Raw genomic sequence first — 25,738 nt, 5'->3', positions numbered from 1 at the left:
GGCTGCGGCCGGAGCCTCGGCCGGCGCGGACGCCGCCTCGGGCGCGGCGGGGGTGGCGGCCTTGGGGGCCGCCTTCTTGGCGGCGGCCTTCTTCGCCGGCGCGGCCTCTTCGGCGGCCGGCATCTGCTCACGCAGGCGGCGCACCACGGGCGGCTCGACGGTCGACGATGCCGACCGGACGAACTCGCCCATCTCGTTGAGCTTGGTCATGATGACCTTGCTCTCGACTCCGAGCTCTTTCGCGAGCTCGTAGACCCGGACCTTTGCCACGTCTCTCCCTGTCTTCTGGTCCGGGCCAGGACAGGCGCGGACCGTCGTTAGTGCTGGGGGGTGTTCATCGCTGGGTGCTCATCGGGTGCTCATCAGCGTCTGACCCGCTTCCGGTTGCTCGCGTCCCGCCGACGGTGACGGTGACGTGTGGTGCCCGCTCCCAGGTTCGGGATCGGGGTGACTCTGACTGCTCGTTCAGTCGTGCTCAGGGCTCAGCGCGGCGATGACCTCGCTGATTCCCACCTGGTCGAGCCTCGCCGGGGACCGCAGCGCCCGACCGAACGCCGAACGGCGAAGGGCCAGCTGCCAGCAGTCCTCGTCCGGGTGCAGCCAGGCGCCGCGCCCCGGCAGGGTCCGGGCGGGGTCGTGGACGACGGTCTGCTGGCCGTCGACCTCGGCCACGGCGAACCGCAGGAGGACAGACCGCTCACCCGGCTGTCGGCAACCCACGCAGCGCCGGACAGGCACGTGCGTGAGCGCCTCCGCTGCGCGCTCGGTCCCGGACACTCTACCGCGTCCGGGCGCGGGGCCGTTCCTCGAGGTCACTCGCCGGCCGGCTCGGCGGCCCGTTCCGGCTCTACCGCCGGGCCCGCCGGAGCGTCGTCCTGGGTATCAGGACGGATATCGATCCGCCACCCGGTGAGCTTGGCGGCCAGGCGCGCGTTCTGGCCCTCCTTGCCGATCGCCAACGACAGCTGGTAGTCCGGCACGATCACCCGGGCGGAGCGCGCCACCTGGTCGACCACGATCACCTCGTTCACCCGCGCCGGCGACAGGGCGTGCGCCACGAACGCCGCCGGCTCGTCGTCCCAGTCGACGATGTCGATCTTCTCGCCGTGCAGCTCGGACATGACGGCCCGCACGCGCTGACCCATCGGGCCGATGCAGGCACCCTTCGCGTTCAGCCCGGCGATGGACGTGCGCACCGCGATCTTGGTCCGGTGCCCGGCCTCGCGGGCCAGTGCCATGATCTCGACGCTGCCGTCCGCGATCTCCGGGACCTCGAGCGCGAACAGCTTGCGCACGAGGTTCGGGTGGGTCCGGGAGAGCTGGATCTGCGGTCCCTTGGCGCCCTTGCGGACGGCGACCACGAAGCAGCGCAGGCGCTCACCGTGCACGTACTCCTCGCCCGGCACCTGCTCGGTCTGCGGCAGCACGCCCTCGACCGTGCCGAGGTCGACCAGCACGGTCCGTGGGTCCGAGCCCTGCTGGATGACGCCGCCGACCACGTCACCCTCGCGGCCGCGGAACTCGCCCAGCACGTGCTCGTCCTCGACATCGCGCAGCCGCTGCAGGATGACCTGCCGGGCCGTCGAGGCGGCGATCCGGCCGAAGCCCTCGGGGGTGTCGTCGTACTCGCGGTCCTCGCCGTTCTCGAGCTGCTCGCGGGCCCACACCACGACGTGCCCCGAGGATCGGTCCAGCTCGACACGGGCGTTCGGCTGCGCCCCCTCGGTGCGGTGGTAGGCCACGAGCATCGCCTGCTCGATCGCGCTGATCAGCACGCCCGCCGGGATGTCCTTCTCACGCTCGATGAGCCGCAGCGCGGCCAGGTCGATGTCCATCACTCGCCGTCCTCGTCGTCAACCGCATCATCAGCGCCGTCAGCGCCGTCATCAACCGCGTCCTCGGCCGCGTCGTCCAGCCGGCGGAACTCCACCTGCACCTGGCCCCGGGCGACCTCCTCCCAGGCGAGCGTCCGCGACTTGGTCGGGCTGCCCTTCTTGGCGCCGGCCACCTCGAGCGCCAGGCTCTCGCCGACCTCGCTCACCCGACCGGAGACGCTGGACCCGTCGGTGAGGGTCACCTCCACGAGCCGCTGGAGGTTTCGGGCGAAGTGCCGCGGGAGGGTCAGCGGACGGTCGACCCCGGGCGTGGACACCTCGAGCACGTACGGCGCCTGCCCCATGACGTCACCGGAGTCCAGCACCGCCGAGATCCCGCGCGAGGCCTCGGCCACGGAGTCCAACGTCGGCGACTGCGCCGGCCGCCCGTCCGTGGGGTCCGGGCTGTCGAGCACCACCCGCAGCACCCGCCGGGAACCGGCGGACGAGACCGAGACCTCCTCGAGTGCCAGCCCGAGGCCCTGGACGACCGGCTCGAGCGTCTGCCGAACCGAGTCGGCCAACGCCTCACCTGCCGGGTTCTGCCTGGCCACTGGAGCCTCCCGCCGCTGTTCTCGATTGGTGCGGCGAACCCCGTCACCGCACCACAACCCTACCCACAACCGGGACGTGCGAGGATTCGTGACGTGCCTGCTGACCAGCGGCCCGTGGGGGACGTCGAGCTGACCCGGAGGCAGGTCGTCCGCACCGGGCTGACCGCCCCCGCGCTGCTGGCCCTGAGCGGCTGCGCGCTCCGGGTGGGCCAACCGGACGCCGACCCGACGATGCCCGCGCCCAGCCCGGACGAGCTCGCCCGGGAGCGGGTTGCCGCGCAGGCGGACGCGTTGGCCGCGAGCGCCGGGGCCACGGCCAAGCTGCGGCCGGACGACGCCCGCCAGCTGACGCTCATCGCCGCCCAGCACCGCGAGCACGCTGCGGCCCTGCGCCCCGTGCCCGCCGCCGGCGGCGGCCGGGCCACCAGCACCGCGACGTCCAGCCCCGCATCCACCCCAGGCGTCAGCAGCGGCGGCGCGACGAGGCGGACGGCGCTGGGCCGTCAGGCGCTCGCTGAACGGCAGGGCGCCACCGCCGTCGAGGCTGACCTGGGCCGGGTCAGCCCGGACGTCGCTCGCCTGCTCGCGTCGGTCGCCGCCTGCCGCACCGTGCACGCCGACGTCCTGGAGCGCCTCGCCCGCGGGGCGACCACATGAGCGCCGCGCAGCCGACCGCGGCCGTCGCCGCCACCGGGACGTCCACCTCGCCCGGTGCGGACCCGACGACGATGCCAGCGGCGCAGGCGACCGCGCTCGCCGCCGTCCTGGCCGCCGAGCAGGCGGCCGTGTACGCCTACGGGGTGGTCGGCGCGCAGGGCGCTGCCGCGGACCGGGACGAGGCGCTGACCGCGCTGCAGCGGCACGCAGCCCGCCGCGACCTGGTGGCAGCGCGGCTATCCGTCGCCCAGCAGACCCCGAAGCCGGCGCCTCCGGCGTACCAGCTGCCGTTCGCGGTGGGCACGCCGGCCCAGTCGCGCAAGCTCGCGGTGCACGTCGAGACCGCCGTCGCCGACGCGAACGCCGACCTCGTCGCCGCGTCTCCGGCCGCTGCCCGGGTCGAGGCGAGCCGCTGGCTGGCCGAGAGCGCCGTGGCCGCCCGCACGTGGGGCGCCCGCGCACAGACGTTCCCGGGGATGCCCGAGCGCGCAGGGCGCTGAGCCGTCGTCGGCGTGCCGGTCAGCCCTGGACGACGTCGTAGCCGAGCCGCACGATCAGCACGGACGACACGGCGACGAACACGACCCGGATGAAGCGGTGGCCCCGGGCGACGGCGGTGCGCGCCCCGACGTAGCCGCCCAGCAGGTTGGCCAGGCCCATCAGCAGGCCCAGCCGCCAGAGCACCACGCCCTGCGGGGCGAACACGATCAGCGCGCCGAGGTTGGTCGCGAAGTTGGTGATCTTCGCCTTCGCGCTGGCCTCCAGGAAGGCGTAGCCGACCCAGCCGACCAGGGCGAACACCAAGAACGACCCGGTGCCCGGCCCGATCGCACCGTCGTACACCCCGATGACGAAGCCGATGCCGCCCGTGGTCACGTGGTGCCGCCGTCCCGAGTGCCGCAGCACCGTCTCCGCCCCCAGGCTCGGGTGCCGGATGGTGTACGCCAGCACAGCCACCAGCGCGACGATCACGATGGGCCGGATCCAGTCCGAGGGCAGGCGCGACGCGACGGTGGCGCCGAGCAGCGCCCCGCCCAGGGCGAAGCCCGCCATCGGCAACGCCGTGCGCAGGTCCGGATGCACCCGCCGGTAGTACGTGACCGAGCTGGTCGCCGTCCCGCAGATCGAGGCGAGCTTGTTGGTCGCCAGCGACGCGATCGCCGGACTGCCGGGGCCCAGGCCGATGAGGAGCGCGGGCAGCTGCACCAGCCCACCACCGCCGGCGACGGCGTCCACCCAGCCGGCGACCAGGGCGGCCACCAGCATGAGGACGACGGCGCCCGTGCCGACGTCCGCCGGCAGCCCGAGCCAGCTCAACGGGTGCGGGTCAGCCGGCCACGCGGGTCACGGCCACGACCCGCTCGACCGCGTCGGCCAGCGGGACGTCCTCGCGCTGCCCGCTCGCGCGGTCCTTGAGCTCGACCACGCCGTCCGCCAGCCCCTTGCCCACGACCAGGATCGTCGGCACCCCGATCAGCTCGGAGTCCTTGAACTTCACCCCGGGCGAGACCTTCGGCCGGTCGTCGTAGAGCACGTCCAGACCCCGGCTCGAGAGCTCGTCGGCCAGCTGCTGCGCCCGCTGGAAGATCGCCTCGTCCTTGCCGGTCGCGAGCACGTGCACGTCGTACGGCGAGATCGCCCGCGGCCACACCAGACCGAGGTCGTCGTGGCTGTTCTCCGCGACCGAGGCGACCGCGCGGGACACCCCGATGCCGTAGGAGCCCATGGTCACGGTGACCTGCTTGCCGTTCTCGTCCAGCACCTTCAGCCCGAGCGCCTCGGCGTACTTGCGGCCGAGCTGGAAGATGTGGCCGATCTCGATGCCGCGGGCCAGCTCGAGCGGACCCGAGCCGTCCGGTGCGAGGTCGCCGGCCCGCACCTCGGCGGCCTCGATCGTCCCGTCGGCCGTGAAGTCGCGGCCGGCCACGAGGTCGAAGACGTGCCGGCCCGCGACGTTGGCGCCGGTCACCCAGGCCGTGCCGTCGACGACGCGCGGGTCGACGAGGTACCGGATGCCGCTCTCGCTGGCCTCGCCCAGCGCCTGCGGGCCGATGTAGCCCTTGACCAGCGCCGGGTACTTCGCGAAGTCGGCGTCGGTGAACACCTCGGCCTCGACGGGCTCGAGCTGCGCGCCCAGGCGCTTGGTGTCCACGTCCCGGTCGCCGGGCAGGCCGACGACGAGCGGCTCCCGGCTGCCGTCCGGGTGGGTCAGCATGAAGACGACGTTCTTCAGCGTGTCCGCGGCCGACCACTCGCGGTCCGGGAAGAGCCCGCGGGCGGCCTGCACCAGCGAGTCGATCGTCGGGGTGTCCGGGGTGTCCTCGACGTGTGCGGCCCGGATGCCGGTCGCGTCCGCCGCGGGCGGCGGCACGGTGACCACCGCCTCGACGTTGGCGGCGTAGCCCCCCGCCGAGCGCACGTACGTGTCCTCGCCGTTGACCGCGTTGGCCAAGAACTCCTCGCTGGCGCTGCCGCCCATCGCGCCGGACATGGCAGCGACGATCACGTAGTCCATGCCGAGCCGGTCGAAGATCTTGATGTACGCCGCCCGGTGCGCTTCGTAGGAGCGCTGCAGCCCGGCGTCGTCCACGTCGAAGGAGTACGAGTCCTTCATGATGAACTCGCGCCCGCGCAGCAGGCCCGCGCGCGGACGCGCCTCGTCGCGGTACTTGTTCTGGATCTGGTAGAGCGAGAGCGGCAGGTCCTTGTAGGACGAGTACAGGTCCTTGACCGTGAGGGTGAACATCTCCTCGTGCGTCGGGCCGAGCAGGTAGTCGCCGCCCTTGCGGTCCTTCAGGCGGAAGATGTTGTCGCCGTACTCCGTCCAGCGGCCGGTCGCGTCGTACGGCTCGCGCGGCAGCAGGGCCGGGAACTGCAGCTCCTGGAAGCCGGCCGCGTCCATCTCCTCCCGGACGATCGCCTCGACCTTGCGCAGCACCCGAAGGCCCAGCGGCAGCCAGGTGTAGATGCCCGGCGCCGCGCGACGGATGTAGCCGGCGCGGACCAGCAGGCGGTGGCTGGGGACCTCGGCGTCCGACGGGTCCTCACGCAGGGTGCGAAGGAACAACGTCGACATGCGCGCGATCACGGGGTCTCCTTGGTTCGGGGGTGGCACCCGAGCGTAGTCGTCGGGCCCCGGTGACCTCACACGGATATCCGCCGCGGGCGGGACGCCCGGCGCAGTGGCGACGTCCAGGCCACCAGGACGGCAACGAGGCTCAGGGAGGCCATCGCGACCAGCGCCGCGCGAGTGCCGGCGTGGGTCGCGAGCAGGCCGGCGACCAGCGCGCCGCCGGTCCAGCCCAGGCCCCAGGACAGCATCCGGCCCGTGGTGTTGACCCGCCCGAGCAGCGGCTCCGGCGTGACCATCTGGCGGTAGGTGATCGAGTTGACCACCACCAGCGAGTACGCCACGCCCCAGCACCCCAGGCCGAGCGCGCCCAGCTGCCAGGTGGGTGCGAGTGCGGTGAGCACGCCGAGCACGGCCGAGGCGGGTAGCGCCCACAGGCACAGCCACTCGGGTCCCAGCCAGGACAGCAGCCGCGGCAGCAGGACCGCGGCGAGGGCACCGCCGATGCCCCACACGCCGAAGAGCACGCCGAACCGCAGCCCGGAGGTCCCGATGCCCAGCGTGCGGTCCGCCCACACCACCATGAGGGCCACGAACCCGCCGCCCGCCGCGGACTGCAGCGTGCCCACCAGGGTCATGGTGCGCACGCCCGCATGGGCGAGCAGGAACCGCAGACCCTCGCGGACGTCGTCCAGCACCGACCGCACGGTCGCCGGCTCGCGATGCCGGTCGCGGTCGTGCAGGGCGCGGCTGATGCCCCGCACGGCGAGTGCGGACGCGACGAAGCTGAGCGCGTCCACGACGAGGAGGTTCGCCGGGCCGAGCACGCCGATCGCCGTCGCCGCCGCGGGGGGTGCCACGACCTCCACCACGCTCGCCACGGCCCAGACGCCGGCGCTGGCCACCGCGACCCGCTCGCGGCCGACCAGCACCGGAAGGGCGCCGAAGTTCGCTCCGTCGAAGAACGTGAACACCGCCTGCGCGCAGAAGGCCACGACGAGCACGTGCCAGACGGTCAGCGCGCCCAGCCACCACGCGAGCGGGATCGACCCGATGAGCACGGCGTTCACCAGGTCGCTGGACACCATGACGCGTTGTCGGTCCCAGCGGTCGGTCAGTGCGCCGGCGACCAGGCCGAAGAGCAGGTAGGGAAGCGCCTCCAGTGCGGTGACGGACGCGGTCAGCAAGGCCGAGCCGCTCAGCCGGTAGACCAGCACGGGCAGGGCCACCACCGTGACCACCGCGCCGCCGAGGGACACGATGCGGGCGACGAAGTAGCGCCGGAAGTCGCGGTCCGCGCGCAGCATTCGGCCGAGCGAGTCGGCGACCGTGGGGTCGCTCACGGGCGCGGACGGGCCGACAGCTGCAGCCGGACGACGGCCGGGCGGCGGGGGCGGCCGTCCGGCGCGGTCGCCCGCACGTCCTGCGGTTCCTGCTCGTGCAGCTCGACCGCGGCCGCGAGCCCGAGCGCCTCGAGAAAGGCCCGGTAGCGAGCCACGTCCGGCGAGTCGAGGACCACCCGCACGGACACGGCCGGATCGGCACCGGAGACGTCGAGGTGGTGGTAGCCGTGGAGGTCGTCCTGGCGCTCGTCGACCTGGACCAGACCGCCGTCGGGGTCGGTGACCACCAGCACCCGGCCATAGCCCTCGTCGTACACGGTGGCGTCGTCGAACCCGGCCTCGCGCAACCGCTCGGCCAACGCCTCGGCGTCCTGGCACTCGGCGGACAGGGTCGTGCGTCCGCTGGGTTGCTCGGTCGAGCTGGACGCCGCGTCGTGCAGCGCCAGCATCCCGCCGCCGCCGGCGACCAGGTCGACCCAGCCGCCCCCGACCGCGACGACCCGGGCGGCGAGCCCCTGCTGCTCGAAGTACGCGCGGGTGCCGGCGACGTCGTCCGTGAAGCGCACCGGACGCAGGGTCACGTCGTTCACGAGGCCTCCTCGGCGTCGGCGTACGCGGTGAGCGCGCGCTCGACGAGTGCGGACAGGCTCGCCCCCTCGTCGACCGCCAGGTGCTTGATGCGGCGCACCAGCCCAGGCGGCAGGTAGACGTTGAACTGCACCTTCGGCACGGCTTCGACGTCGCTCACGGCTATATTGCTAGCATCCTAAGTCGCCTCCGTCAAGCGGCCCCCGGCACAACTCCCCATTCGGCCACCCCAACCCCGCGGTGATCATGCACGTTCGCCCCGACGCGTCGACGTGTCGGGGCGACTGTGCATGATCACCGCGGGGTTGGGGTGTGCGGTCAGACCTAGAAGAGGACCGTCGCGAAGGTGCCCACCTGGGTGAAGCCGACCTTCGAGTACACGGCGAGCGCGCGGTGGTTGTAGTCGTTCACGTAGAGCGAGACGGTGCGGGCGTCCGAGCGCAGCGCCGCGGCGACCACGGCCGCCATGGCCGGCGCGGCGATGCCCTGGCCGCGGTAGCGGGGGTCCACCCAGACCCCGTGCACCTGCGCGACCGAGGAGCTGACCGACCCCAGGTCCGCCTTGAACACCACGCCGTCGCCGTCGCGGCGCACGAACATCCGCCCCTGACGCAGCAGCTCCGCCACCCGCCGGCGGTAGGACAGTCCACCGTCCGCCGCCATCGGCGAGTAGCCGACCTCCTCGGTGAACATCGCGACGGACGCCGGGAGCACGGTCAGCAGGTCGTCCGGACCGGCCCGGCCGACCAGGGGGTCCGGCGCGACGTCGGGTACCCGGTCAGTGGCGAACAGCGGCTGACAGGCGCGCACGTCCCGCGCGCGCCAGCCCGCGGCCTGCAACCGGGACCACAGTCCGAGGACGTGCTCGGCCTCGCCGAACATCGACGAGTACGGGACGCCGGACCGCTTGGCCCGGCTCGCGAAGGCGTCCAGGGCCGCATCGCTGCAGGGACCGACGGGGATCAGGTTCGCGCCGGACCAGCACGCGCTGGTCAGCTCCCCCTGCTCGAACATGCCCCACAGCTCACCGCCCAGCCGGACGGGCTCCGAGCCGACCAGCTCCACCCGCTCGGCGACCATGACGTTGACCACGGGTGCCTGGGCGCACAGCGCCAGCACGTCGTCGCGGTCGGCGCGCCCGAGGGTGCGCAGAGAGGTGGCAGTTCGCAGCACGGGCTCAGCGTGCCGTGCCGGACCGCCGCGTGTCGACCACCAAGCGAGTCACGAGACGCTGACGGTGGGTTCGCCCTCGGCCTCCATCGTCTCGGCGATGCGCATGGCCTCCTCGATCAGCGTCTCCACGATCATCGCCTCGGGGACCGTCTTGACGACTTCGCCGCGGACGAAGATCTGCCCCTTGCCGTTGCCGGACGCCACCCCCAGGTCGGCCTCGCGGGCCTCGCCCGGCCCGTTCACCACGCAGCCCATCACCGCGACGCGCAGCGGCACCTCCATGCCCTCGAGCCCGGCGGTGACCTCCTCCGCGAGCTTGTAGACGTCGACCTGAGCCCGCCCGCACGACGGGCAGGAGACGATCTCGAGCTTGCGCGGCCGCAGGTTCAGCGACTGCAGGATCTGGATGCCGACCTTGACCTCCTCGACCGGCGGGGCCGACAGCGAGACCCGGATCGTGTCCCCGATGCCGCGCGAGAGCAGCGCACCGAACGCGGTGGCGGACTTGATCGTGCCCTGGAACGCCGGGCCGGCCTCGGTCACCCCGAGGTGCAGCGGCCAGTCCCCGCGCTCGGAGAGCAGCTCGTACGCGCGCACCATGACCACCGGGTCGTTGTGCTTGACCGAGATCTTGAAGTCGTGGAAGTCGTGCTCCTCGAACAACGAGGCCTCCCAGACGGCGGACTCGACGAGCGCCTCGGGCGTCGCCTTGCCGTACTTCTCCAGCAGGCGCGGGTCGAGGGAGCCGGCGTTCACGCCGATCCGGATCGAGACGCCGGCGTCCTTGGCCGCCTTCGCGATCGCCCCGACCTGGTCGTCGAACTTGCGGATGTTGCCCGGGTTGACCCGGACGGCGGCGCAGCCGGCGTCGATCGCCGCGAACACGTACTTGGGCTGGAAGTGGATGTCCGCGATCACCGGGATCTGCGACTTGCGCGCGATGGCGGGCAGCGCCTCCGCATCGTCCTGGCTCGGGCAGGCCACCCGGACGATGTCGCAGCCGGCCGCGGTCAGCTCGGCGATCTGCTGCAGCGTCGAGTTCACGTCGGAGGTCAGCGTGGTCGTCATCGACTGCACGCTGACCGGCGCGTCACCGCCGACGTCGACCTTGCCGACCTTGATCTTGCGGGTGGGACGACGGGGGGCCAGCACGGGCGGCGGCGCCGCGGGCATACCGAGGGAGACGCTCATGCCTCCAGTATCGCCCGCCGTCGCCGCAGCGCAGAACGCGCCGTCGAAACCGGCGTCAGCCGAGCAGCTTGATGGGATTGACGATGTCGGCGTAGATCAGGATCACGGACATCACGATCAGCACGGTCCCGACGCCGTAGGCGATGGGCAGCAGGCGCGCGACGTCCACGGGGCCGGGGTCCGGCCGGTGCCGCAGCCGCGCCCACGTGCGTCGCAGACCCTCCCAGATCGCCCCCGCCACGTGTCCGCCGTCCAGCGGCAGCAGCGGGATGAGGTTGAACACGAACAGCGCGAAGTTCAGCGAGGCGAGGACGCCGAGCATCGTGGCGAGCTTGGCTGACCACGCGCCGTCCGCGCTGGCCACCTCGCCGGCGATCCGGCCGACGCCGACGACGCTGATCGGGCCGTTGGGGTCCCGCTCGCCCGAGCTCATGGTCTGCACCACGCCGACCATCTTCTGCGGGATCCGCACCACGACGGCGGCGGTGGCCGACAGCGCCGACCCGACCTCGCCGGGGACCTGCGTGATCGACTGCCGCTCGACCACCGAGGGGGTCTGGGTGCTCACGCCGAGGAAGCCGGCGCGCACGGTCTCGGCCTTTCCGTCGGCGCCGAGCACCGGCTGGCCGTCGCCGTCCACCTTGGTGACGGTGTTCTCGATCGGGGTGATCTGCAGCGTCAGTCGCTCGCCGTCCCGGACGACGACGACGGGCACGGTCTGGCCGACCCGCGGCCGGATCAGCCGCCCGACGGCCGCGCTGTTCTGCACGTCCTCGCCGGCGACGGCCACGATGGTGTCCCCGGGGCGTAGCCCGGCCTCGTACGCGGGGGTCTTCGGATCGGTTGCGGCGCAGGTGGTCTGGGTCTGGGCCGCGTCCGCGCTGACGACGCACTCGTTGACCGCGGCGACCTGCGCTCCGGGCTTGTCGACCGGCAGGCCGTAGGCCATGTAGACGCCCGCCAGCAGGACGGTGCCGATCAGCAGGTTCATCGTGGGACCGCCGAGCATCACGATGATCTTCTGGTGCACGGGGAGCTTGTAGAAGACGCGGGCCTCGTCGCCGGGCTGGATCTCGTCCATCGACTGCTGGCGGGCGGCCTCGGCCATGCCCACCCGACGCTCACCGGTCGCCGTGCCACGACGGGTGGCGCGGGACTGCACCGCCTGGTCCAGCATCATCCCGACCCGCCCGGTGGACGTGGCGCGCAGCGCCTCCTCCGGCGCCTGTCCGGGCTTCGGCGGGAACATGCCGATCATCCGGATGTAGCCGCCCAGCGGGACCCACTTGACGCCGTACTCGGTCTCACCGCGCCGGCGCGACCAGGCCGTCGGGCCGAAGCCCACCATGTACTGGGTGACCTTGACGCCGAACTTCTTGGCGGGGACGAGGTGCCCGATCTCGTGCAGCGCGATGGACGCCGCGAGACCCACGGCGAACAGCAGCACGCCGAGGGCGTAGAGCAGGACGGTCATACTCCCAGTTTCTCATGCGCTCGAGCCCGCGCCCACCGTTCGGCCTCGAGCACGTCCGTCAGGGTGAGGGGGCCGGCGGGCGGCTCGTGCTCGTCGACCACCTGCGTCACCGTGTCGACGATCGCGGTGAACCGGATCCGGCCGTCGTGGAAGGCGTCCACGCACTCCTCGTTGGCCGCGTTGTACACCGCCGGGTACGTCGACCCCGCCGACCCCACCCGGCGGGCCAGGGCGACGGCGGGGAACGCCTCGTCGTCCAGCGGCAGGAACTCCCAGGTGCTCGCGGTGCTCCAGTCGCAGGCCGCGGCCGCGCCGGGCACCCGGTCCGGCCAGCCCAGGCCGAGCGCGATGGGCAGCCGCATGTCCGGCGGCGAGCACTGGGCGAGCGTCGAGCCGTCGGTGAACTCGACCATCGAGTGCACGATCGACTGCGGGTGCACCACGACGGCGATGCGCTCGAACGGAAGGTCGAAGAGCAGGTGCGCCTCGATGACCTCCAGGCCCTTGTTCACCAGCGTCGCCGAGTTGGTGGTGACCATCCGGCCCATGTCCCAGGTGGGGTGGGCCAGCGCCTGGGCCGGGGTGACGTCGTCCAGCTCGTGCCGCGGCCGGCCACGGAAGGGCCCGCCGCTGGCCGTCAGCACCAGGCGGGCCACCTCGGACTCCCGACCGCCGCGTAGGCACTGCGCGAGCGCGGAGTGCTCGGAGTCCACCGGCACGATCTGGCCGGGAGCGGCGGCGGCCTTGACCAGCGGGCCGCCGACGATCAGCGACTCCTTGTTGGCCAGCGCGAGCGTGCTGCCGGCGGCCAGCGCCGCCAACGTGGGACGCAGCCCGATGGAGCCGGTCATCGCGTTCAGCACCAGGTCGTCACCGCGGGCGGCCAGCTGCTCGGCGGCGTCCGGCCCGGCCAGCACCTCGGCGCCGGCACCGGCCGCCTCCAGGGCGGCGCGCAGCTCCGGCGCGCGGTCCTCGCGGGCGACCGCGACCTGCTGGACCTGCAGCCGGGCCGCCTGCTCCGCGAGCAGCCGGACGTCGGACCCGGCCGCGGCCAGGGCGGTGACGGTGAAGCGGTCGGGGTTGCGGGTGATGACGTCGACGGCCTGCTCGCCGACGGACCCGGTCGACCCGAGCAGGACCACGCTGCGACTCATGCGGTCAGCGTGTCACGCGAGGGCGACCTGCGGCTCGGCCGGGCTGCGCCGGGCCAGCCGGTGGATCGCCCAGAACGCCCCCACGACCAGCAGGACGTCGCCCACGCTGAACACGTTGGCCAGCGGCAGCGGCTGTGGCCAGGCGAACACGTCGCCGAGCCACGGCAGGTGCGCTCCGCCGACCACGCCCGAGTTCACGAACTGGTGGTGGTCGGCCGGCAGCCCGGCGGCGCGCAGCGCGTGCGCCGACGCCGGCAGCGTCCCGTCGTTCAGCGCGATGGTGATGCCGTTGAGGAAGCCGCCGGCCGCGATCAGCCAGAGGCCCGGGATGGCGCGGTTGAGGACGACGAAGGCGCCCGCCAGCAGGTACGTGCCGACGTGCAGCAGAGCGGCCCAACCACCCAGGTCGGGCCCCTCGAGGGCCAGCACCTGACCGAGCAGCGCCATCCACAGCAACCAGCTGTGTCGCAACCGGAGCGAGCCCAGCGCGGACCACCGACCACCGCTGAGCGGGACGGTCAGGACGGCGAGCGCTACGAGCGCGGCGACCAGCACCGGATCACGCCGTTCCCTGTCCGGACCGGACGGCGCGCAGGTGGGTCGGCTTGCCGGACCGACCGGTCGCCGGGACGGCGGGCACGGCCTCGGCCGGGCCGAACGGCTCGAGGTGGGCCAGCCCCTGCACGAGACCGTGCAGGGTGTCCTCGCTGTGGTCCTCCTCGGGCAGCCGCAGGGGCTCGAGCATGGTGTCGCGACGCAGCCAGGCGGTCATCATCTCGCGGTCCATCGGCCGACCGAGGTGGTAGCCCTGGGCGGCGTCGCACTGCAGCTCGCGCAGTCGTTCGACCTGCCCCGGGGTCTCGACGCCCTCGGCGACCACCGACAGGCCGAGGTTGTGCGCGAGCTCGATGATCGAGCGGACGAGCACGTCGTCCCGCGAGACGGCGCCCATCGACTGCACGAAGCTGCGGTCGATCTTCAGCTCGTCGAGGTCCAGGCGCTGCAGGTAGGCCAGCGAGGAGTAGCCGGTGCCGAAGTCGTCGACGGCGATCCGGATGCCCTCCTGGCGGAGCTCGTGCAGCACCTGCGCGGCCCGCCGGGGGTCGCCCATGATGCTGCCCTCGGTCACCTCCGCGGTCAGCTGGCCCGGCGAGACACCGTGCCGGCGCAACGCGTCACGCAACCGCTCGGGCAGCCCCAGGTCGGCCAGCTGCCGGGCCGACAGGTTCACCGAGACGCGGGCGGCGATGCCCATCTGGGACCAGCTGGCCAGCGCGTCCAGCGACTCCTCGAGGACGATGTCGGTCACCTGGTCGATGAGCCCGGCGTGCTCGGCCAGGGCGATGAACTCCTCGGGCGCGACCGAGCCGCGCTCGGGGTGGTCCCAGCGCGCGAGCGCCTCGGCGCCGAAGACGCGGCCGCCGTTGAGCGCGACCTGCGGCTGGAAGTGCACGGAGATCTGCCGCAGGTCGATCGCGTCGCGCAGGTCGGCGAGCAGCCCGAGGCGCTCGGGGGTCGCCGTCGAGGACTGGACGTCGTACAGGCACCACCGGGCGCGGTCCCGCTTGGCCTCGTAGAGGGCGATGTCCGCCCGCTGCATCAGCGTGGTGACGTCGACGCCGGGCTCGGCCATGGCGATGCCGACGCTGGCGTGGATGACCATCCGGATGCCGCCGACGTGCAGCGGACGGACGATGTCGGACAGCAGCGTCTCGGCGGCGGCGCTCGCCTGCGCGACGTCCACGCCGGGGATGGTGATGGCGAACTCGTCGCCACCGAGCCGGGCGACGCAGCCGTCGGGGCCGCCGGCGTGCGCGATGCGGGCACCGACCGTCTGGATGACCCGGTCACCGACCTGGTGGCCGAGCGTGTCGTTGATGTCCTTGAAGTGGTCGAGGTCGATCATCAGCACCGCGAAGGGACTCTCGGTGCGCTCGTAGGCGGCGAGCATGCGCTCGGCGCGGCCGAAGAAGAGCTCGCGGTTGCCCAGTCCGGTCAGGGCGTCGCGCAGGGCCTGGGACTGCCGGGCCACGGCCAGCGCCGCGGAGCGGCGGACCGCCAGGACAGGCAGCGCGAGCAGGGGTAGGAGCCAGCCGCTCATCTCGGCGAGCACGGCGGCGACCGGCGCCAGGCCGAGCAGCACGCTGGACGTCTCGAGCTTGAATGCGAGGTCCTCGCGCAGCATCGCCAGCACCGGCTGGCGGGTGGCCAGGGCGACGACGACGGCGACGAGACCGTTGTTGAGCATGATGAACGTGAAGCCCGCGACGAGGGCCGCGGGCAGCTCGCTGGCGTCCAGCGGGGTGTAGCCGGCGTGGAAGCTCGTGCCGGTGATGACGCAGAACGCCGCGCGGGCGGCGGCCAACGACACGGCGTACTGGCCGAAGTTGAACAGCACCTTGGCCACGCTCCGGCGGGTGCGCAGGTCGTCGATCGCGACGGCCATGGTGTGCACCAGCAGGAGCAGGGCGAAGGGTCCGGTGGTCACCAGCGCCACGGCGAAGGTGGTCGACATCGTGACGTTGGACGTCTCGTCGTCCCCGCGGGCCACGGGGATCGGCATGAGCTCGCCCAGAACCAGCCCGACCGCCAGGAACCACACCGGGTTCGGGGCGGTACGGGCCAGCTCCGCGAGACCGACACCCCACAGGCTCCACGCCGCCACGAGCGCGCCCAGCAGGGCGACGCAGGCGACGTAGAGCGCGAGGGGCGAGGGTCGCTTCATGGGTGTCAGCGGGCGCGAGGCCCTAGACCCACTTGTAACCGGGCAGGTACTGCGTGTCTTCGCTGCGCGTCAGCACGGCGATCACCACCACTTGGAGCCGGCGCCGAGCACCGACACCAGGGTGATCACGGGGAGCACGCCCGCACTGAGGCGAACGACCGCGCTGACAGGGGACTTCTTCTTCATCGGCACTCCTCAGCGATGCGGGGCAGCCCCGGGCGGGCTGTATCGCTGTGAGCGATTGAAGCCGCACGCAGCGTCACGTCGCAGGAAGTTACCGAAACTCACTACCTGTGGGTGAGCATCTCACCCGTTCGGGTCAGTGCGATCGGACCCGAATGCACCCGAACGGACTAGTCCAGCACGGGAACTTCGACTTTCCCGGGCAGCCAGCCACCGACACGCCGAGCGATTGGGCCGAACGGGTGACGCCGGGGATGTCAGGGGGCGATGCCGACGTACTTGGTCTCGAGGTACTCCTCGATGCCCTCGGCGCCGCCCTCGCGACCGAACCCGCTGGCCTTGACGCCGCCGAACGGCGCCGCCGGGTTGGACACCACCCCCGCGTTGATCCCGACCATGCCGGTCTCCAGGCCCTCGGCGACGGCGAGGGCTCGGGCCAGGTCGCGGGTGAAGGCGTAGGCGATCAGCCCGTACTCGGTGTCGTTGGCCAGCGCCAGCGCCTCGTCGTCCGTGGCGAAGGTGGTGATCGGCGCGACCGGGCCGAAGATCTCCTCGCCGAAGACCCGCGCCTGGGTCGGGACGTCGCCCAGCACGGTGGGCGCGAAGTAGAAGCCCTTGCCGTCCAGTGCTCCCCCACCGGTGAGGACCTTGCCCCCGAGGTCGACGGCGTCCTGGACGAGCTCGGCCACCTTGTCCCGCTGGGTGCCGTCGATCAGCGGACCGACGTCCACGCCGTCCTCGGTCCCCCGACCGACGGTGAGCGCGCCCATCCGCTCGGCCAGCCGGGCGGAGAACTCGGCCGAGACCGACTCGTGCACGATGAACCGGTTCGCCGCGGTGCAGGCCTCGCCGATGTTGCGCATCTTGGCGAGCATGGCGCCGTCCACGGCGCGGTCCAGGTCGGCGTCGCCGAAGACGATGAACGGGGCGTTCCCACCGAGCTCCATCGACACCCGCAGCAGGCCCTCGGCCGACTGCTCGACCAGCCGGCGGCCGACCGGCGTGGACCCGGTGAAGGTCAGCTTGCGCAGCCGGGGGTCGCGGATCAGCGGCTCCATCACGTCGCCGGTGTGGGACGTCGTCACCACGTTGAGGACGCCGTCCGGCAGCCCGCACTCGGTGAGGATCTGGGCGAGCGCGTACATGGTCAGCGGGGTCTGGGACGCCGGCTTGACCACCATCGTGCAGCCGGCCGCGATGGCGGGGCCGATCTTGCGGGTGCCCATCGCGAGCGGGAAGTTCCAGGGCGTGATCATCAGGCACGGCCCCACGGGCTGCTTCATGGTGAGCAGCCGGGTGGCGCCGTTCGGGGCCGTCGACCAGCGACCGGAGATGCGCACGGCCTCCTCGGAGAACCACCGGAAGAACTCGGCGCCGTAGGTGATCTCGCCCAGCGCCTCCTTCAGCGGCTTGCCCATCTCGAGCGTCATCAGCAGCGCGAGGTCCTCCGCGCGCTCGGTGACCTTCTCGTAGGCCGCGCGCAGGATCTCGCCGCGGTCGCGCGGCGGCGTGGCGGCCCACCCCGCCTGCGCGGCAACCGCAGCGTCCAGCGCCTCGCGGCCGTCGGCCACCGAGGCGTCGGCGACGGTGGTCAGCACCTCTTCGGTGGAGGGGTCGAGCACCTTCAGCTCGGCGCCGTCGGACGCCGGCCGCCACTGACCGCCGATGAACAGGCCCTGGGGTACGGCCTCGACGACGCGTCGCTCGTCCTGCTGGGTCACCGCGGGCTCCTTCGGGTGGTCGGGTGGTCGCGGCTCGACGCTAGTCCAGCGCACGGGTGGGTCGGGCGTCACACTGTCAGCCGTCCGGGCCCGTGGGCCGCACTCTGGCGGTGCGGGCCGGTCGGCCTCGTGGCTAGTCTGCGAGCCATGACCGACCTGCGCGAGTCCACGTCCCCCGCCGTCGCCGACGGAGTTCCTCAGCGCCGCGAGCTGCTGACCGAGATCCCCGGGCCGCGCTCGCGTGCGCTGCACGCGCGCAAGCAGGCGGCAGTCGCCGACGGCGTCGGGACCACCCTGCCGGTCTACATCGCCCGCGCCGGTGGTGGCGTGCTGCAGGACGTCGACGGCAACTCGCTGATCGACCTGGGCTCGGGCATCGCCGTGGTCAACGTGGGCAACGCCAACCCGCGGGTCGTCGCCCGGGTCACCGAGCAGGTGCAGCAGTTCACCCACACCTGCTTCATGGTCACCCCGTACGAGGGCTACGTCGCGGTCTGCGAGGCGCTGGCCCGGCTCACCCCCGGCGACCACGCGAAGAAGTCGGCGCTGTTCAACTCCGGCGCCGAGGCGGTGGAGAACGCGGTCAAGATCGCCCGGGTGGCCACCGGCCGCGACGCCGTGGTCGTCTTCGACCACGCCTACCACGGCCGCACCAACCTCACGATGGCCATGACGGCGAAGTCCATGCCGTACAAGCACGGCTTCGGCCCGTTCGCGGGCGAGGTCTACCGGGCCCCGATGAGCTACCCGTTCCGCGAGCCGGTGCCGATCAGCGGCGCGGAGGCCGCGCGTCGCGCGATCTCGGTCATCGACAAGCAGGTGGGCGCCGACGAGGTCGCCGCCGTCGTGATCGAGCCGATCCAGGGCGAGGGCGGCTTCGTCGTCCCGGCGCCGGGCTTCCTGCCGGCCATCGCGCAGTGGTGCACCGAGAACGGCATCGTCTTCGTCGCCGACGAGATCCAGACCGGGTTCGGCCGGACCGGCACGCTGTTCGCATGCGACGACGAGGGCGTGGTGCCGGACCTGATCACGACCGCCAAGGGCATCGCGGGGGGCCTGCCGCTCGCTGCGGTCACCGGCCGCGCCGAGCTGATGGACGCGGTGCACGCCGGCGGCCTCGGTGGCACCTACGGCGGCAACCCGGTCGCCTGCGCCGCGGCGCTGGGCGCCCTGGAGTCGCTCGAGGAGGACGACCTGGCGGGCCGTGCCGCCGCCATCGGTCGGACGATGCTGGACCGGCTCTCCGCACTGGCCGGTCAGCACGCGCAGATCGGCGACGTCCGGGGCCGCGGCGCGATGGTCGCCATCGAGCTGGTCGTGCCCGGCAGCACCGACCCCGACCCGGCCGAGGCCGCCCGGATCAGCGCTGCCTGCCACCAGCAGGGTGTGCTGACGCTCACCTGCGGCACCTTCGGCAACGTGCTGCGCTTCCTGCCCCCGCTGGTGATCGACGACGCCCTGCTGGCCGAGGCGCTCGACGTCCTCGAGTCCGCGGTCGCCGGCGACTAGCTGGCTGGGCCCGGGGTCTGCTCGCGCAGCCCCCACGGTGACCCGTAGCCGTCGCGGAGCAGGTCCAGGAACGGCACGGCGTCGAAGGCCTCGGGACCGAGCACACCCGACCCGGACCACGCGCCCGTCGCGAGCAGCTCGAGCGCGACCACGGGGTTGACCGCGGTCTGCCACACCACGCACTGCGCGCCGTACTCCTGCATCGACCAGTCGTTGTCGACGACGTGGTAGAGGTACACCTCGCGCGGCTGCCCGTCCGTCCCGGTGCCCGTGACCCACAGCCCGGCGCAGGTCTTGCCGTGCATCCGGTCCCCCAGCCCCGCCGGGTCCGGCAGGCACGCGGCGACGACGTCCCGCGGGCTGACCTGCACCCCACCGACCCGCACGGGCTCGGTCGAGTCGAGTCCCAGCTTGTGCAGCGTGCGCAGGACGTCGATGAACTCCTCGCCCAGCCCGTACTTGAACGTGACTCGCTTCGCGTCGAGCCAGCGCGGCATCAGCAGCACCTCCTCGTGCTCCACGTTCACGCACTCCACGGGACCGATGCCGTCCGGGAAGTCGAAGACCTCGGGCTCGCTGAACGGCGCCGTGGTGAACCAGCCGCGGTCGGCCTCCCACACCACGGGCGGGTTCAGGCACTCCTCGATCGTCGTCCAGATCGAGAACGACGGCGCGAACTCGTAGCCGTCCACCGTCAGGTTCGAGCCGTCCCGGGTGCCGAGCTCGTCGACCTGGCTGAACAGGTGGTCGCAGGCGTACCGGGCGAACACGTCGGACAGCCCCGGCTCCACCCCCATGCCGACCAGGGCCAGCCGGCCGGCGGCCTCCCAGTCGGTCGCGACCGCGAACTGCTCGTCGCCGAGCATCACACCGGTCTGCCGGTGCGGGTGCTCGGGGTGCGGCTGGGACAGGCTCATCGCCATGTCCAGGTAGTCCGCACCGGCCGCGAAGGCACCCTCGAAGACGGGCATCACGAACCGCGGGTCGACCGCGTTCATCACGTGGGTGACCTGGTGCGCGCGCGCCAGGTCCGTGACCGACTGCGCGGACGACGCGTCCACCTGGGCCGCGAGCACTCGAGGGTCGTCGACCGCCGCGACGGTGCGCTCGGCCCGGGCCAGGTCGTAGTCCGCGACCACGAGCTGCTCGAAGAAGGGACGGCGGACGGCGATGCGGGCGAAGGCGTCCCCGACGCCACCGGACCCGACCAGCAGGATGCGCATGACCGGACCCTAGCCCGCTCCGCCGTCCCGACGTGACGGCACCAGCCGGGGGTCAGGCCACCGGTGCGGCCACCACGACGAAGTTGTCCCGGTAGTGCCGGGTGGCCGGGTCGAACGGGCCCGAGCAGGTCACCAGCACCAGCCTGGACGGCGTCCGCTGGTCGAACAGCCGAGCGCCGCCGACCACAGCCCCGGCCAGGTCCCCCTTCGGGAGCTGGCGGGTCGCCGTCACCTGGTACGTCTGCGCCAGTCCGGCACCGTCGACCCGCACCCGGTCGCCCTTCCTCGAGCGCAGCACGCCGGCCATGTCGCCGATGCCCTGGGAGGCCGCGTCGACGTGGCCGACCAGCACCATCGACCCGTACCGGTCGCCCAGCCGGGCACCGCCGGACCACCACCCGGCCTGGTGCACGTCGTCCGGCACGGCGAGCCGTCCTCGGGCGTCCGCACCGACCGGGCGCACGACCATGCGGACTCCGTCCGGCAGCACGACCGCCTCCGGAACCGCCGTGCGCAGCTGGCTCGGTGCCGGCGCGCCCTGCCGGGCGGCACCTGCGGTGGCGGACGGCAACGGCGGCTGCGCCTCGGCGGACGCCCTGGCACTGCTCGACGTGCTCACCGCAGCCGGGTGGCCCCCGCTCGAGGTCGCGCAGCCCGCTCCCGTCGACAGCGCGAGCAGCGACAGCAGGAGCGCCGACGCTCGGCCCCGCACCGGCTAGCCGCGCTCGGGACGGCGAACCCGGCGGATGAGTCGACGGCGCGGCCCGGGGACGAGTGCCAGGGCGAGCAGGGCGGCCACCAGCGCGAAGGCGCCCGCTCGTCCGGTCGGCCCGCCGGTCGCGCCGGACGTGGTCAGCCCCGCCGCTGCTGCCTGACCACCGGTGCCGGACTCGACCCGCGTCGGGTCCCCGCCGCTCGAGCCGAGCCGGATGACCTGGACGATGGCGTTCATGCTCGCGTCCTGGGTGTCCCCCACGGCGTAGACGCGGGTCAGCGCGCCGGGCGTGACCTTGAGGGTCAACGGTCCGAGCACGCCGGGGCCGGTGGTCCCGGTCGGCACCACGTCCACCGAGTAGCTGCCCGACGGGACCTTCACCGAGCTGAACTCCCCGTTGGCGACGTTGGCGAACACCACCTTCTTGTCGACCCTGATGTCGGCCGGCCCGATCGCGGCGACGTGCGCCACCGTGATCCGGCCCTGACCGCTCGGCACCCGGCTCACGTCGTTCTCGAACACGGTCACCTCGGGGACCCGGCTCGCGCCGACCCGGCGGTGGATCACCACGTCGCTGCTAGCGGCCGTGACCGTCATCGAGCTCGTCGCCACGATCCGACCGGCGGACACGAACTCGACCTTGTGCGTGCCGCGAGGGACCAGCACCGGGCCGAGCTGGTGCGCCGCAGCGAGCGCACCGACCACCGAGCGCCCGTCGACGCGAACGCCGACGCTGTGCCCGGGCAATCCGTTGAGCAGGTAGATCCGAACGGAGGGGGTGGCAGCGGCGGCGACGCTCGACGGTGCCAGCAGCGCGCCGAGCATCGTGAGGGCAAGCCCAGCCAAGGTCACTCTGCGTCGTTGGTTCATCGGTGTCCGCTTCCCATGATCACGTTCCGTGGTGAATATCGCGGAATTGCACGGTACCGCCGCACGTGTCACCGTGCGACAGTTGCGGAAAGTAAGGAGGTGCCCGTGGCGCACTGGCTCGACCGCCTCGCCGGACACGTCCGCCTGCCCCAGTTCATGGCTCGACCCGTGCCCGGTGCACCACCGAGCCGGCGCCTCCTCTGGCTGCGCCGCAGCCTCGTCCCCGCCGCGCTGACCCTGCTGGTCGTGGCGCTCGCCGGTTCGACGGTCGCCGTCATCCGGTACGACCGACCGCCCCAGCTGGGCAGCCCCGGTCGGGTGACCGCCGACCTGCGGCCGACACCGGAGGAGGCGATCGCGCCGGCGGCATCGGGGATCCTGGTGTCCGCCACGCTCAAGGGCGACGGCACGATCGACGTGGTGGAACGCCTGCACCTGCGCGAGCCGCGGGACGTCGTCGTGCTCGGCGTGCAACGCCCGGCGGCGACCCAGGACCCGACGTCCGCGCCGGAACAGGTCCCGCAGGCGCTCGGCGTGACGCTGACCGCCGACGGCCGGCCGGTCACCGCGCCACGTCGGGTCACCACCGAACCCAGCTTCGTCGCCCTGACCTCGCCGTCGACCGAGCTGGTGCTGCGCTACCAGCTCGTCGGGACCACGGTCCGGTCCCGGCAGTCCGTGCCCGGGCGGGCACTGACCACCCTGGCGCCGATCGGCGCTGCCACCGAGGACGGGCTGGGCCTGACCGTCCAGCTGACCCCGCAAGGGTCGACGATCCTGAACCTCGTCTGCCCGGACCTGAGCGGGGCCAGGGCCGCCACCTGCGCCACGGAGACCGCCGGTCGTTGGCGGACGACGACGCCGCTGAGCGCGGCGCCGGGCGTGACCCTCGCCCAGGTCGACCTGGACCAGTGATCCGCTGCGACCCTACGCTCGGCACCGACCCGGGAGGTCACGATGGCTGAAGCCATGACGAACGCCGACACGGCGGCGTCCGGAAGCAAGGGCTTGAAGGGCGGCGCTCTCGGTCTGGTCTCGAGCGTCGTCATCGGCATGTCGAGCACCGCGCCGGCGTACAGCCTCGCTGCCAGCCTGGGCTTCGTCGTCGCGACGACCGCAGGTGACGGCATCGTCGGCGTGAAGGCGCCGGCCATCATGCTCCTCGCGTTCGTGCCGATGTACTTCATCGCGGTGGCCTACGCCGAGCTGAACAAGGCCGAGCCGGACTGCGGGACCACCTTCACCTGGGCCGCGCGGGCCTTCGGGGCACGAGTCGGGTGGATGGGCGGCTGGGGCATCATCGCCGCCGACGTGATCGTCATGGCCAACCTGGCCCAGATCGCCGGGTCGTACAGCTTCGAGCTGGTCGGCGCGGACTCGTTGGCGGACAGCACCTTCTGGAGCACGGTCGCCGGGATCGTGTGGATCATCCTGATGACGTACATCTGCTACCGCGGCATCGAGGTGTCCGCGCGCGTCCAGTACGCGTTGCTGAGCGTCGAGGTCACGGTGCTGGTCGTGTTCAGCGCCTACGCGCTGATCAAGGTCTACACCGGCAACGCCCCGCCGGGATCGCTGCACCCGAGCCTGTCCTGGCTGATCCCGACCGGCCTGCCGTTGAGCTCGGTCGTCACCGCCACGCTCATCGCGGTCTTCATCTACTGGGGCTGGGACACCGCGGTCGCCTGCAACGAGGAGAGCGACGACCCGGGCCGGACGCCGGGTCGGGCCGCCATCATCGCCACCGTCCTGCTGCTGGCCACCTACGCGATCGTCTCGATCGCCACCGTGGCGTTCGCCGGCGTCGGGACCAGCGGGATCGGGCTCGGCAACCTCGACAACGCCGACGACGTGTTCCGCGCGCTCGGCCAGACGGTGTTCGGCGACAGCACGTTCGGCCGCCTGATGGAGGGACTGCTGGTGATCAGCGTGCTCACGTCGGCGTCGGCCTCCACGCAGACCACGATCCTGCCGACCGCCCGCACCACGCTGTCGATGAGCGCCTACCGGGCCATCCCGGCACGGTTCGCGAGGATCCACCCGCGCTACCTGACGCCCAGTGTGTCGACCGTCTGGATGGGCGCGGTCTCCATCGTCTTCTACGTCGGCCTGACGCTGGTCAGCGAGAACATCCTGGCGGACTCGATCGCTGCCGTCGGGCTGCTCATCGCGTTCTACTACGGCCTCACCGGTTTCGCCTGCGTGTGGTTCTACCGGCGCACCCTCACCCGGAACTTCCGTGACCTGGTCATGCAGGGGGTGCTGCCGCTGGCCGGCGGCATCATGCTGCTCGGTGCCTTCGTCATCGCCGCCAAGCTCTACTCCCAGTCGGACTACGGCGAGACCACCCTGTTCGGCATCGGCGGGGTCTTCCTGCTCGGGATCGGCTCGCTGGTCCTCGGGGTCGTGCTGATGGAGGTCTACGCGCGGATCCGGCCGGACTTCTTCGCCGGGCGCACCCTGACCCGCGGGCAGGCCGAGCTCGTGCTGGCACCGGGCGTCGGTGCGGTGCCGCACATCGGGCTCCCCGACTCCGGGCAGATGCCCACCGTGATCGCACCGGACCTGTCCAACCTCCCTCCGGGCGAGAGCGCCGTCGATGCGCGTGAGGTGGTCGGGCTACCCGCCCGCGAGGAGGACGAGCGCGACGACCCGACCCCGTCGTGACGGTCAGCGGAGCGACCGACTCGCTGGTCGACGTCCCGGGGATCCGGGTCGGGCACGCCACCCACGCGGGTGACGGGTGGCTCACCGGATCGACCGTCGTGCTCACCGGCCCGGACGGCGCCGTGGGCGGGGTCGACGTCCGTGGCGGCGGCCCGGGCACCCGGGAGACCGACCTGCTGAACCCGTTGCACGGCAACGAGAGCGTGCACGCACTGCTGCTCACCGGCGGCAGCGCCTACGGGCTCAGCGCGGCGGACGGGGTGATGTCGGCCCTCGAGGACGCCGGGATCGGCTACCCCGTGGGGGCCGCCGGCATCGTGCCGATCGTGCCGGCCGCGGTCATCTTCGACCTCGGCCGCGGTGGCGGCGTCCGGGCACGGCCCGGCCCGGAGTCCGGACGGCTGGCCTGCGCGGACGCCTGGTCCGAGGCCGGCGGACTCGCTGTGCGGGAGGGCAACGTGGGCGCCGGGACCGGCGCGCTCGCCGGCGGGCTCAAGGGTGGCGTGGGCTCGGCCAGCCAGGTGCTCGACGACGGGACGGCGGTCGCCGCACTGGTCGTGGTCAACGCGGTCGGCTCGGTGCTCGACCCGCGGACCGGCGAGCTGTGGGGCGCCCGGCACCTGCTGACCGAACCGCCGCCACGGCCGGAGCCGGCTGCGCTGCAAGGGCATCGGGAGCGGGTCGAGGCGATGCGCCGCGCCCTGCTGCCGCCGGAGCCGCTGGCCACCACCCTGGTCGTGGTGGCCACCGACGCCGTCCTGACCAAGGCCCGTTGCGCGAAGGTCGCCGGGATCGCCCACGACGGCCTGGCCCGCGCCATCTCGCCCGTGCACACCATGTTCGACGGTGACACGGCCTTCGCGTTGTCCACCGCTCGACGTCCGGCGCCCGGCCCGGCGGCCCTGCACGAGCTGCTCGCGGCGGCCGCCGACTGCACGACGAGGGCCGTCGTGCGGGCCGTGCTGGCCGCCGAGTCCGTCGAGACCCCGGCCGGGCACTGGCCGTCGTACCGCGCGGAGCTGCTCGGCCGTTGATGAGCGGCGGCCG

General features: G+C 72.8%; 25 protein-coding genes. 6 read left to right on the top strand and 19 right to left on the bottom strand.

Annotated features, from left to right (window positions below; genetic code table 11):
• The 4 genes from ABEB17_RS17100 to rimP all read right to left on the bottom strand — a co-directional run.
• A partial coding sequence (locus ABEB17_RS17100; RefSeq protein ID WP_345717929.1) for a translation initiation factor IF-2 N-terminal domain-containing protein occupies positions 1–270 on the bottom strand: 270 nt, incomplete at its 3' end.
• 195 nt (positions 271–465) lie between these two features.
• Entirely contained in the window at positions 466–720 is a 255-nt protein-coding gene (locus ABEB17_RS17095; protein ID WP_345717928.1) for a YlxR family protein, read from the bottom strand.
• A gap of 92 nt (positions 721–812) precedes the next feature.
• Positions 813–1,835: a transcription termination factor NusA gene (nusA, locus tag ABEB17_RS17090; protein ID WP_345717962.1), complete on the bottom strand. Its 1,023-nt coding sequence runs from the start codon at positions 1,833–1,835 to the stop codon at positions 813–815.
• The gene (rimP, locus tag ABEB17_RS17085) at positions 1,835–2,398 is read right to left on the bottom strand and encodes a ribosome maturation factor RimP (RefSeq protein WP_345717927.1); all 564 of its coding nucleotides are present in this window, start codon (positions 2,396–2,398) and stop codon (positions 1,835–1,837) included. Before rimP ends, nusA begins: the two co-directional genes overlap by 1 nt.
• A gap of 123 nt (positions 2,399–2,521) precedes the next feature.
• Between rimP and ABEB17_RS17080 the strand changes: the two genes are divergently transcribed.
• Both ABEB17_RS17080 and ABEB17_RS17075 read left to right on the top strand, forming a co-directional pair.
• Positions 2,522–3,085, top strand: a complete 564-nt coding sequence (locus tag ABEB17_RS17080; RefSeq protein WP_345717926.1) for a hypothetical protein — start codon at positions 2,522–2,524, stop codon at positions 3,083–3,085.
• Positions 3,082–3,585 carry a DUF4439 domain-containing protein gene (locus ABEB17_RS17075; RefSeq protein WP_345717925.1) on the top strand — a complete coding sequence of 168 codons (504 nt, stop codon included), beginning with the start codon at positions 3,082–3,084 and terminating at the stop codon, positions 3,583–3,585. The genes ABEB17_RS17080 and ABEB17_RS17075 overlap by 4 nt, the downstream gene beginning before the upstream one ends.
• A gap of 19 nt (positions 3,586–3,604) precedes the next feature.
• Here the strand turns inward: ABEB17_RS17075 and ABEB17_RS17070 are convergent, their stop codons facing one another.
• From ABEB17_RS17070 to ABEB17_RS17015, 12 genes are all read right to left on the bottom strand, one after another.
• Positions 3,605–4,351 (bottom strand): sulfite exporter TauE/SafE family protein, encoded by a 747-nt coding sequence (locus ABEB17_RS17070; protein ID WP_345717961.1) that lies wholly within the window; start codon positions 4,349–4,351, stop codon positions 3,605–3,607.
• Positions 4,352–4,412: 61 nt separating this feature from the next.
• On the bottom strand, positions 4,413–6,173 hold the full coding sequence (locus ABEB17_RS17065; RefSeq protein WP_345717924.1) for a proline--tRNA ligase: 1,761 nt from the start codon (positions 6,171–6,173) through the stop codon (positions 4,413–4,415).
• Between the two features lie 56 nt (positions 6,174–6,229).
• On the bottom strand, positions 6,230–7,498 hold the full coding sequence (locus ABEB17_RS17060; RefSeq protein ID WP_345717923.1) for an MFS transporter: 1,269 nt from the start codon (positions 7,496–7,498) through the stop codon (positions 6,230–6,232).
• Positions 7,495–8,088 (bottom strand): VOC family protein, encoded by a 594-nt coding sequence (locus ABEB17_RS17055; RefSeq protein ID WP_345717922.1) that lies wholly within the window; start codon positions 8,086–8,088, stop codon positions 7,495–7,497. The genes ABEB17_RS17060 and ABEB17_RS17055 overlap by 4 nt, the downstream gene beginning before the upstream one ends.
• The gene (locus ABEB17_RS17050) at positions 8,085–8,246 is read right to left on the bottom strand and encodes a ribbon-helix-helix domain-containing protein (RefSeq protein WP_345717921.1); all 162 of its coding nucleotides are present in this window, start codon (positions 8,244–8,246) and stop codon (positions 8,085–8,087) included. The genes ABEB17_RS17055 and ABEB17_RS17050 overlap by 4 nt, the downstream gene beginning before the upstream one ends.
• A 164-nt stretch (positions 8,247–8,410) precedes the next feature.
• Entirely contained in the window at positions 8,411–9,256 is an 846-nt protein-coding gene (locus ABEB17_RS17045; RefSeq protein ID WP_345717960.1) for a GNAT family N-acetyltransferase, read from the bottom strand.
• A gap of 51 nt (positions 9,257–9,307) precedes the next feature.
• Positions 9,308–10,450, bottom strand: a complete 1,143-nt coding sequence (gene ispG / locus ABEB17_RS17040; protein WP_345717920.1) for a flavodoxin-dependent (E)-4-hydroxy-3-methylbut-2-enyl-diphosphate synthase — start codon at positions 10,448–10,450, stop codon at positions 9,308–9,310.
• A 55-nt stretch (positions 10,451–10,505) separates the two neighbouring features.
• Positions 10,506–11,924 carry a M50 family metallopeptidase gene (locus ABEB17_RS17035; protein ID WP_345717919.1) on the bottom strand — a complete coding sequence of 473 codons (1,419 nt, stop codon included), beginning with the start codon at positions 11,922–11,924 and terminating at the stop codon, positions 10,506–10,508.
• A complete protein-coding gene (gene dxr / locus ABEB17_RS17030; protein WP_345717918.1) occupies positions 11,921–13,078 on the bottom strand; it encodes a 1-deoxy-D-xylulose-5-phosphate reductoisomerase in 1,158 nt (385 codons plus the stop codon). The genes ABEB17_RS17035 and dxr overlap by 4 nt, the downstream gene beginning before the upstream one ends.
• A gap of 12 nt (positions 13,079–13,090) precedes the next feature.
• Positions 13,091–13,633 carry a DUF5317 domain-containing protein gene (locus tag ABEB17_RS17025; protein WP_345717917.1) on the bottom strand — a complete coding sequence of 181 codons (543 nt, stop codon included), beginning with the start codon at positions 13,631–13,633 and terminating at the stop codon, positions 13,091–13,093.
• 4 nt (positions 13,634–13,637) lie between these two features.
• Positions 13,638–15,803 (bottom strand): putative bifunctional diguanylate cyclase/phosphodiesterase, encoded by a 2,166-nt coding sequence (locus ABEB17_RS17020; protein ID WP_345717916.1) that lies wholly within the window; start codon positions 15,801–15,803, stop codon positions 13,638–13,640.
• A gap of 440 nt (positions 15,804–16,243) precedes the next feature.
• Positions 16,244–17,707: an NAD-dependent succinate-semialdehyde dehydrogenase gene (locus ABEB17_RS17015; protein WP_345717915.1), complete on the bottom strand. Its 1,464-nt coding sequence runs from the start codon at positions 17,705–17,707 to the stop codon at positions 16,244–16,246.
• 147 nt (positions 17,708–17,854) lie between these two features.
• Between ABEB17_RS17015 and gabT the strand changes: the two genes are divergently transcribed.
• Positions 17,855–19,216, top strand: a complete 1,362-nt coding sequence (gene gabT / locus ABEB17_RS17010) for a 4-aminobutyrate--2-oxoglutarate transaminase (RefSeq protein WP_345717914.1) — start codon at positions 17,855–17,857, stop codon at positions 19,214–19,216.
• Here the strand turns inward: gabT and ABEB17_RS17005 are convergent.
• The 3 genes from ABEB17_RS17005 to ABEB17_RS16995 form a co-directional block, all read right to left on the bottom strand.
• A complete protein-coding gene (locus ABEB17_RS17005) occupies positions 19,213–20,439 on the bottom strand; it encodes a saccharopine dehydrogenase family protein (protein WP_345717913.1) in 1,227 nt (408 codons plus the stop codon). The two genes, gabT and ABEB17_RS17005, sit on opposite strands and share 4 nt — an antisense overlap.
• 52 nt (positions 20,440–20,491) lie before the next feature.
• Positions 20,492–21,058, bottom strand: a complete 567-nt coding sequence (locus ABEB17_RS17000) for a class F sortase (protein WP_345717912.1) — start codon at positions 21,056–21,058, stop codon at positions 20,492–20,494.
• A 96-nt stretch (positions 21,059–21,154) separates the two neighbouring features.
• Complete coding sequence (locus ABEB17_RS16995; protein ID WP_345717911.1) at positions 21,155–22,000, bottom strand: DUF4397 domain-containing protein; 846 nt, start codon at positions 21,998–22,000, stop codon at positions 21,155–21,157.
• A 129-nt stretch (positions 22,001–22,129) separates the two neighbouring features.
• Here ABEB17_RS16995 and ABEB17_RS16990 point away from each other — a divergent pair, with 129 nt between their 5' ends.
• The 3 genes from ABEB17_RS16990 to ABEB17_RS16980 are packed head-to-tail and all read left to right on the top strand — an operon-like array spanning position 22,130 to position 25,725.
• On the top strand, positions 22,130–22,939 hold the full coding sequence (locus tag ABEB17_RS16990) for a hypothetical protein (protein ID WP_345717910.1): 810 nt from the start codon (positions 22,130–22,132) through the stop codon (positions 22,937–22,939).
• Between the two features lie 42 nt (positions 22,940–22,981).
• A complete protein-coding gene (locus tag ABEB17_RS16985) occupies positions 22,982–24,691 on the top strand; it encodes an APC family permease (RefSeq protein WP_345717909.1) in 1,710 nt (569 codons plus the stop codon).
• On the top strand, positions 24,688–25,725 hold the full coding sequence (locus ABEB17_RS16980) for a P1 family peptidase (protein WP_345717908.1): 1,038 nt from the start codon (positions 24,688–24,690) through the stop codon (positions 25,723–25,725). The genes ABEB17_RS16985 and ABEB17_RS16980 overlap by 4 nt, the downstream gene beginning before the upstream one ends.
• Positions 25,726–25,738 lie beyond the last annotated feature (13 nt).

The sequence above is a fragment of the Angustibacter luteus genome, assembly GCF_039541115.1.
Lineage (GTDB): Bacteria > Actinomycetota > Actinomycetes > Actinomycetales > Angustibacteraceae > Angustibacter > Angustibacter luteus.
This window is presented reverse-complemented; position numbering and strand designations above follow the sequence as displayed.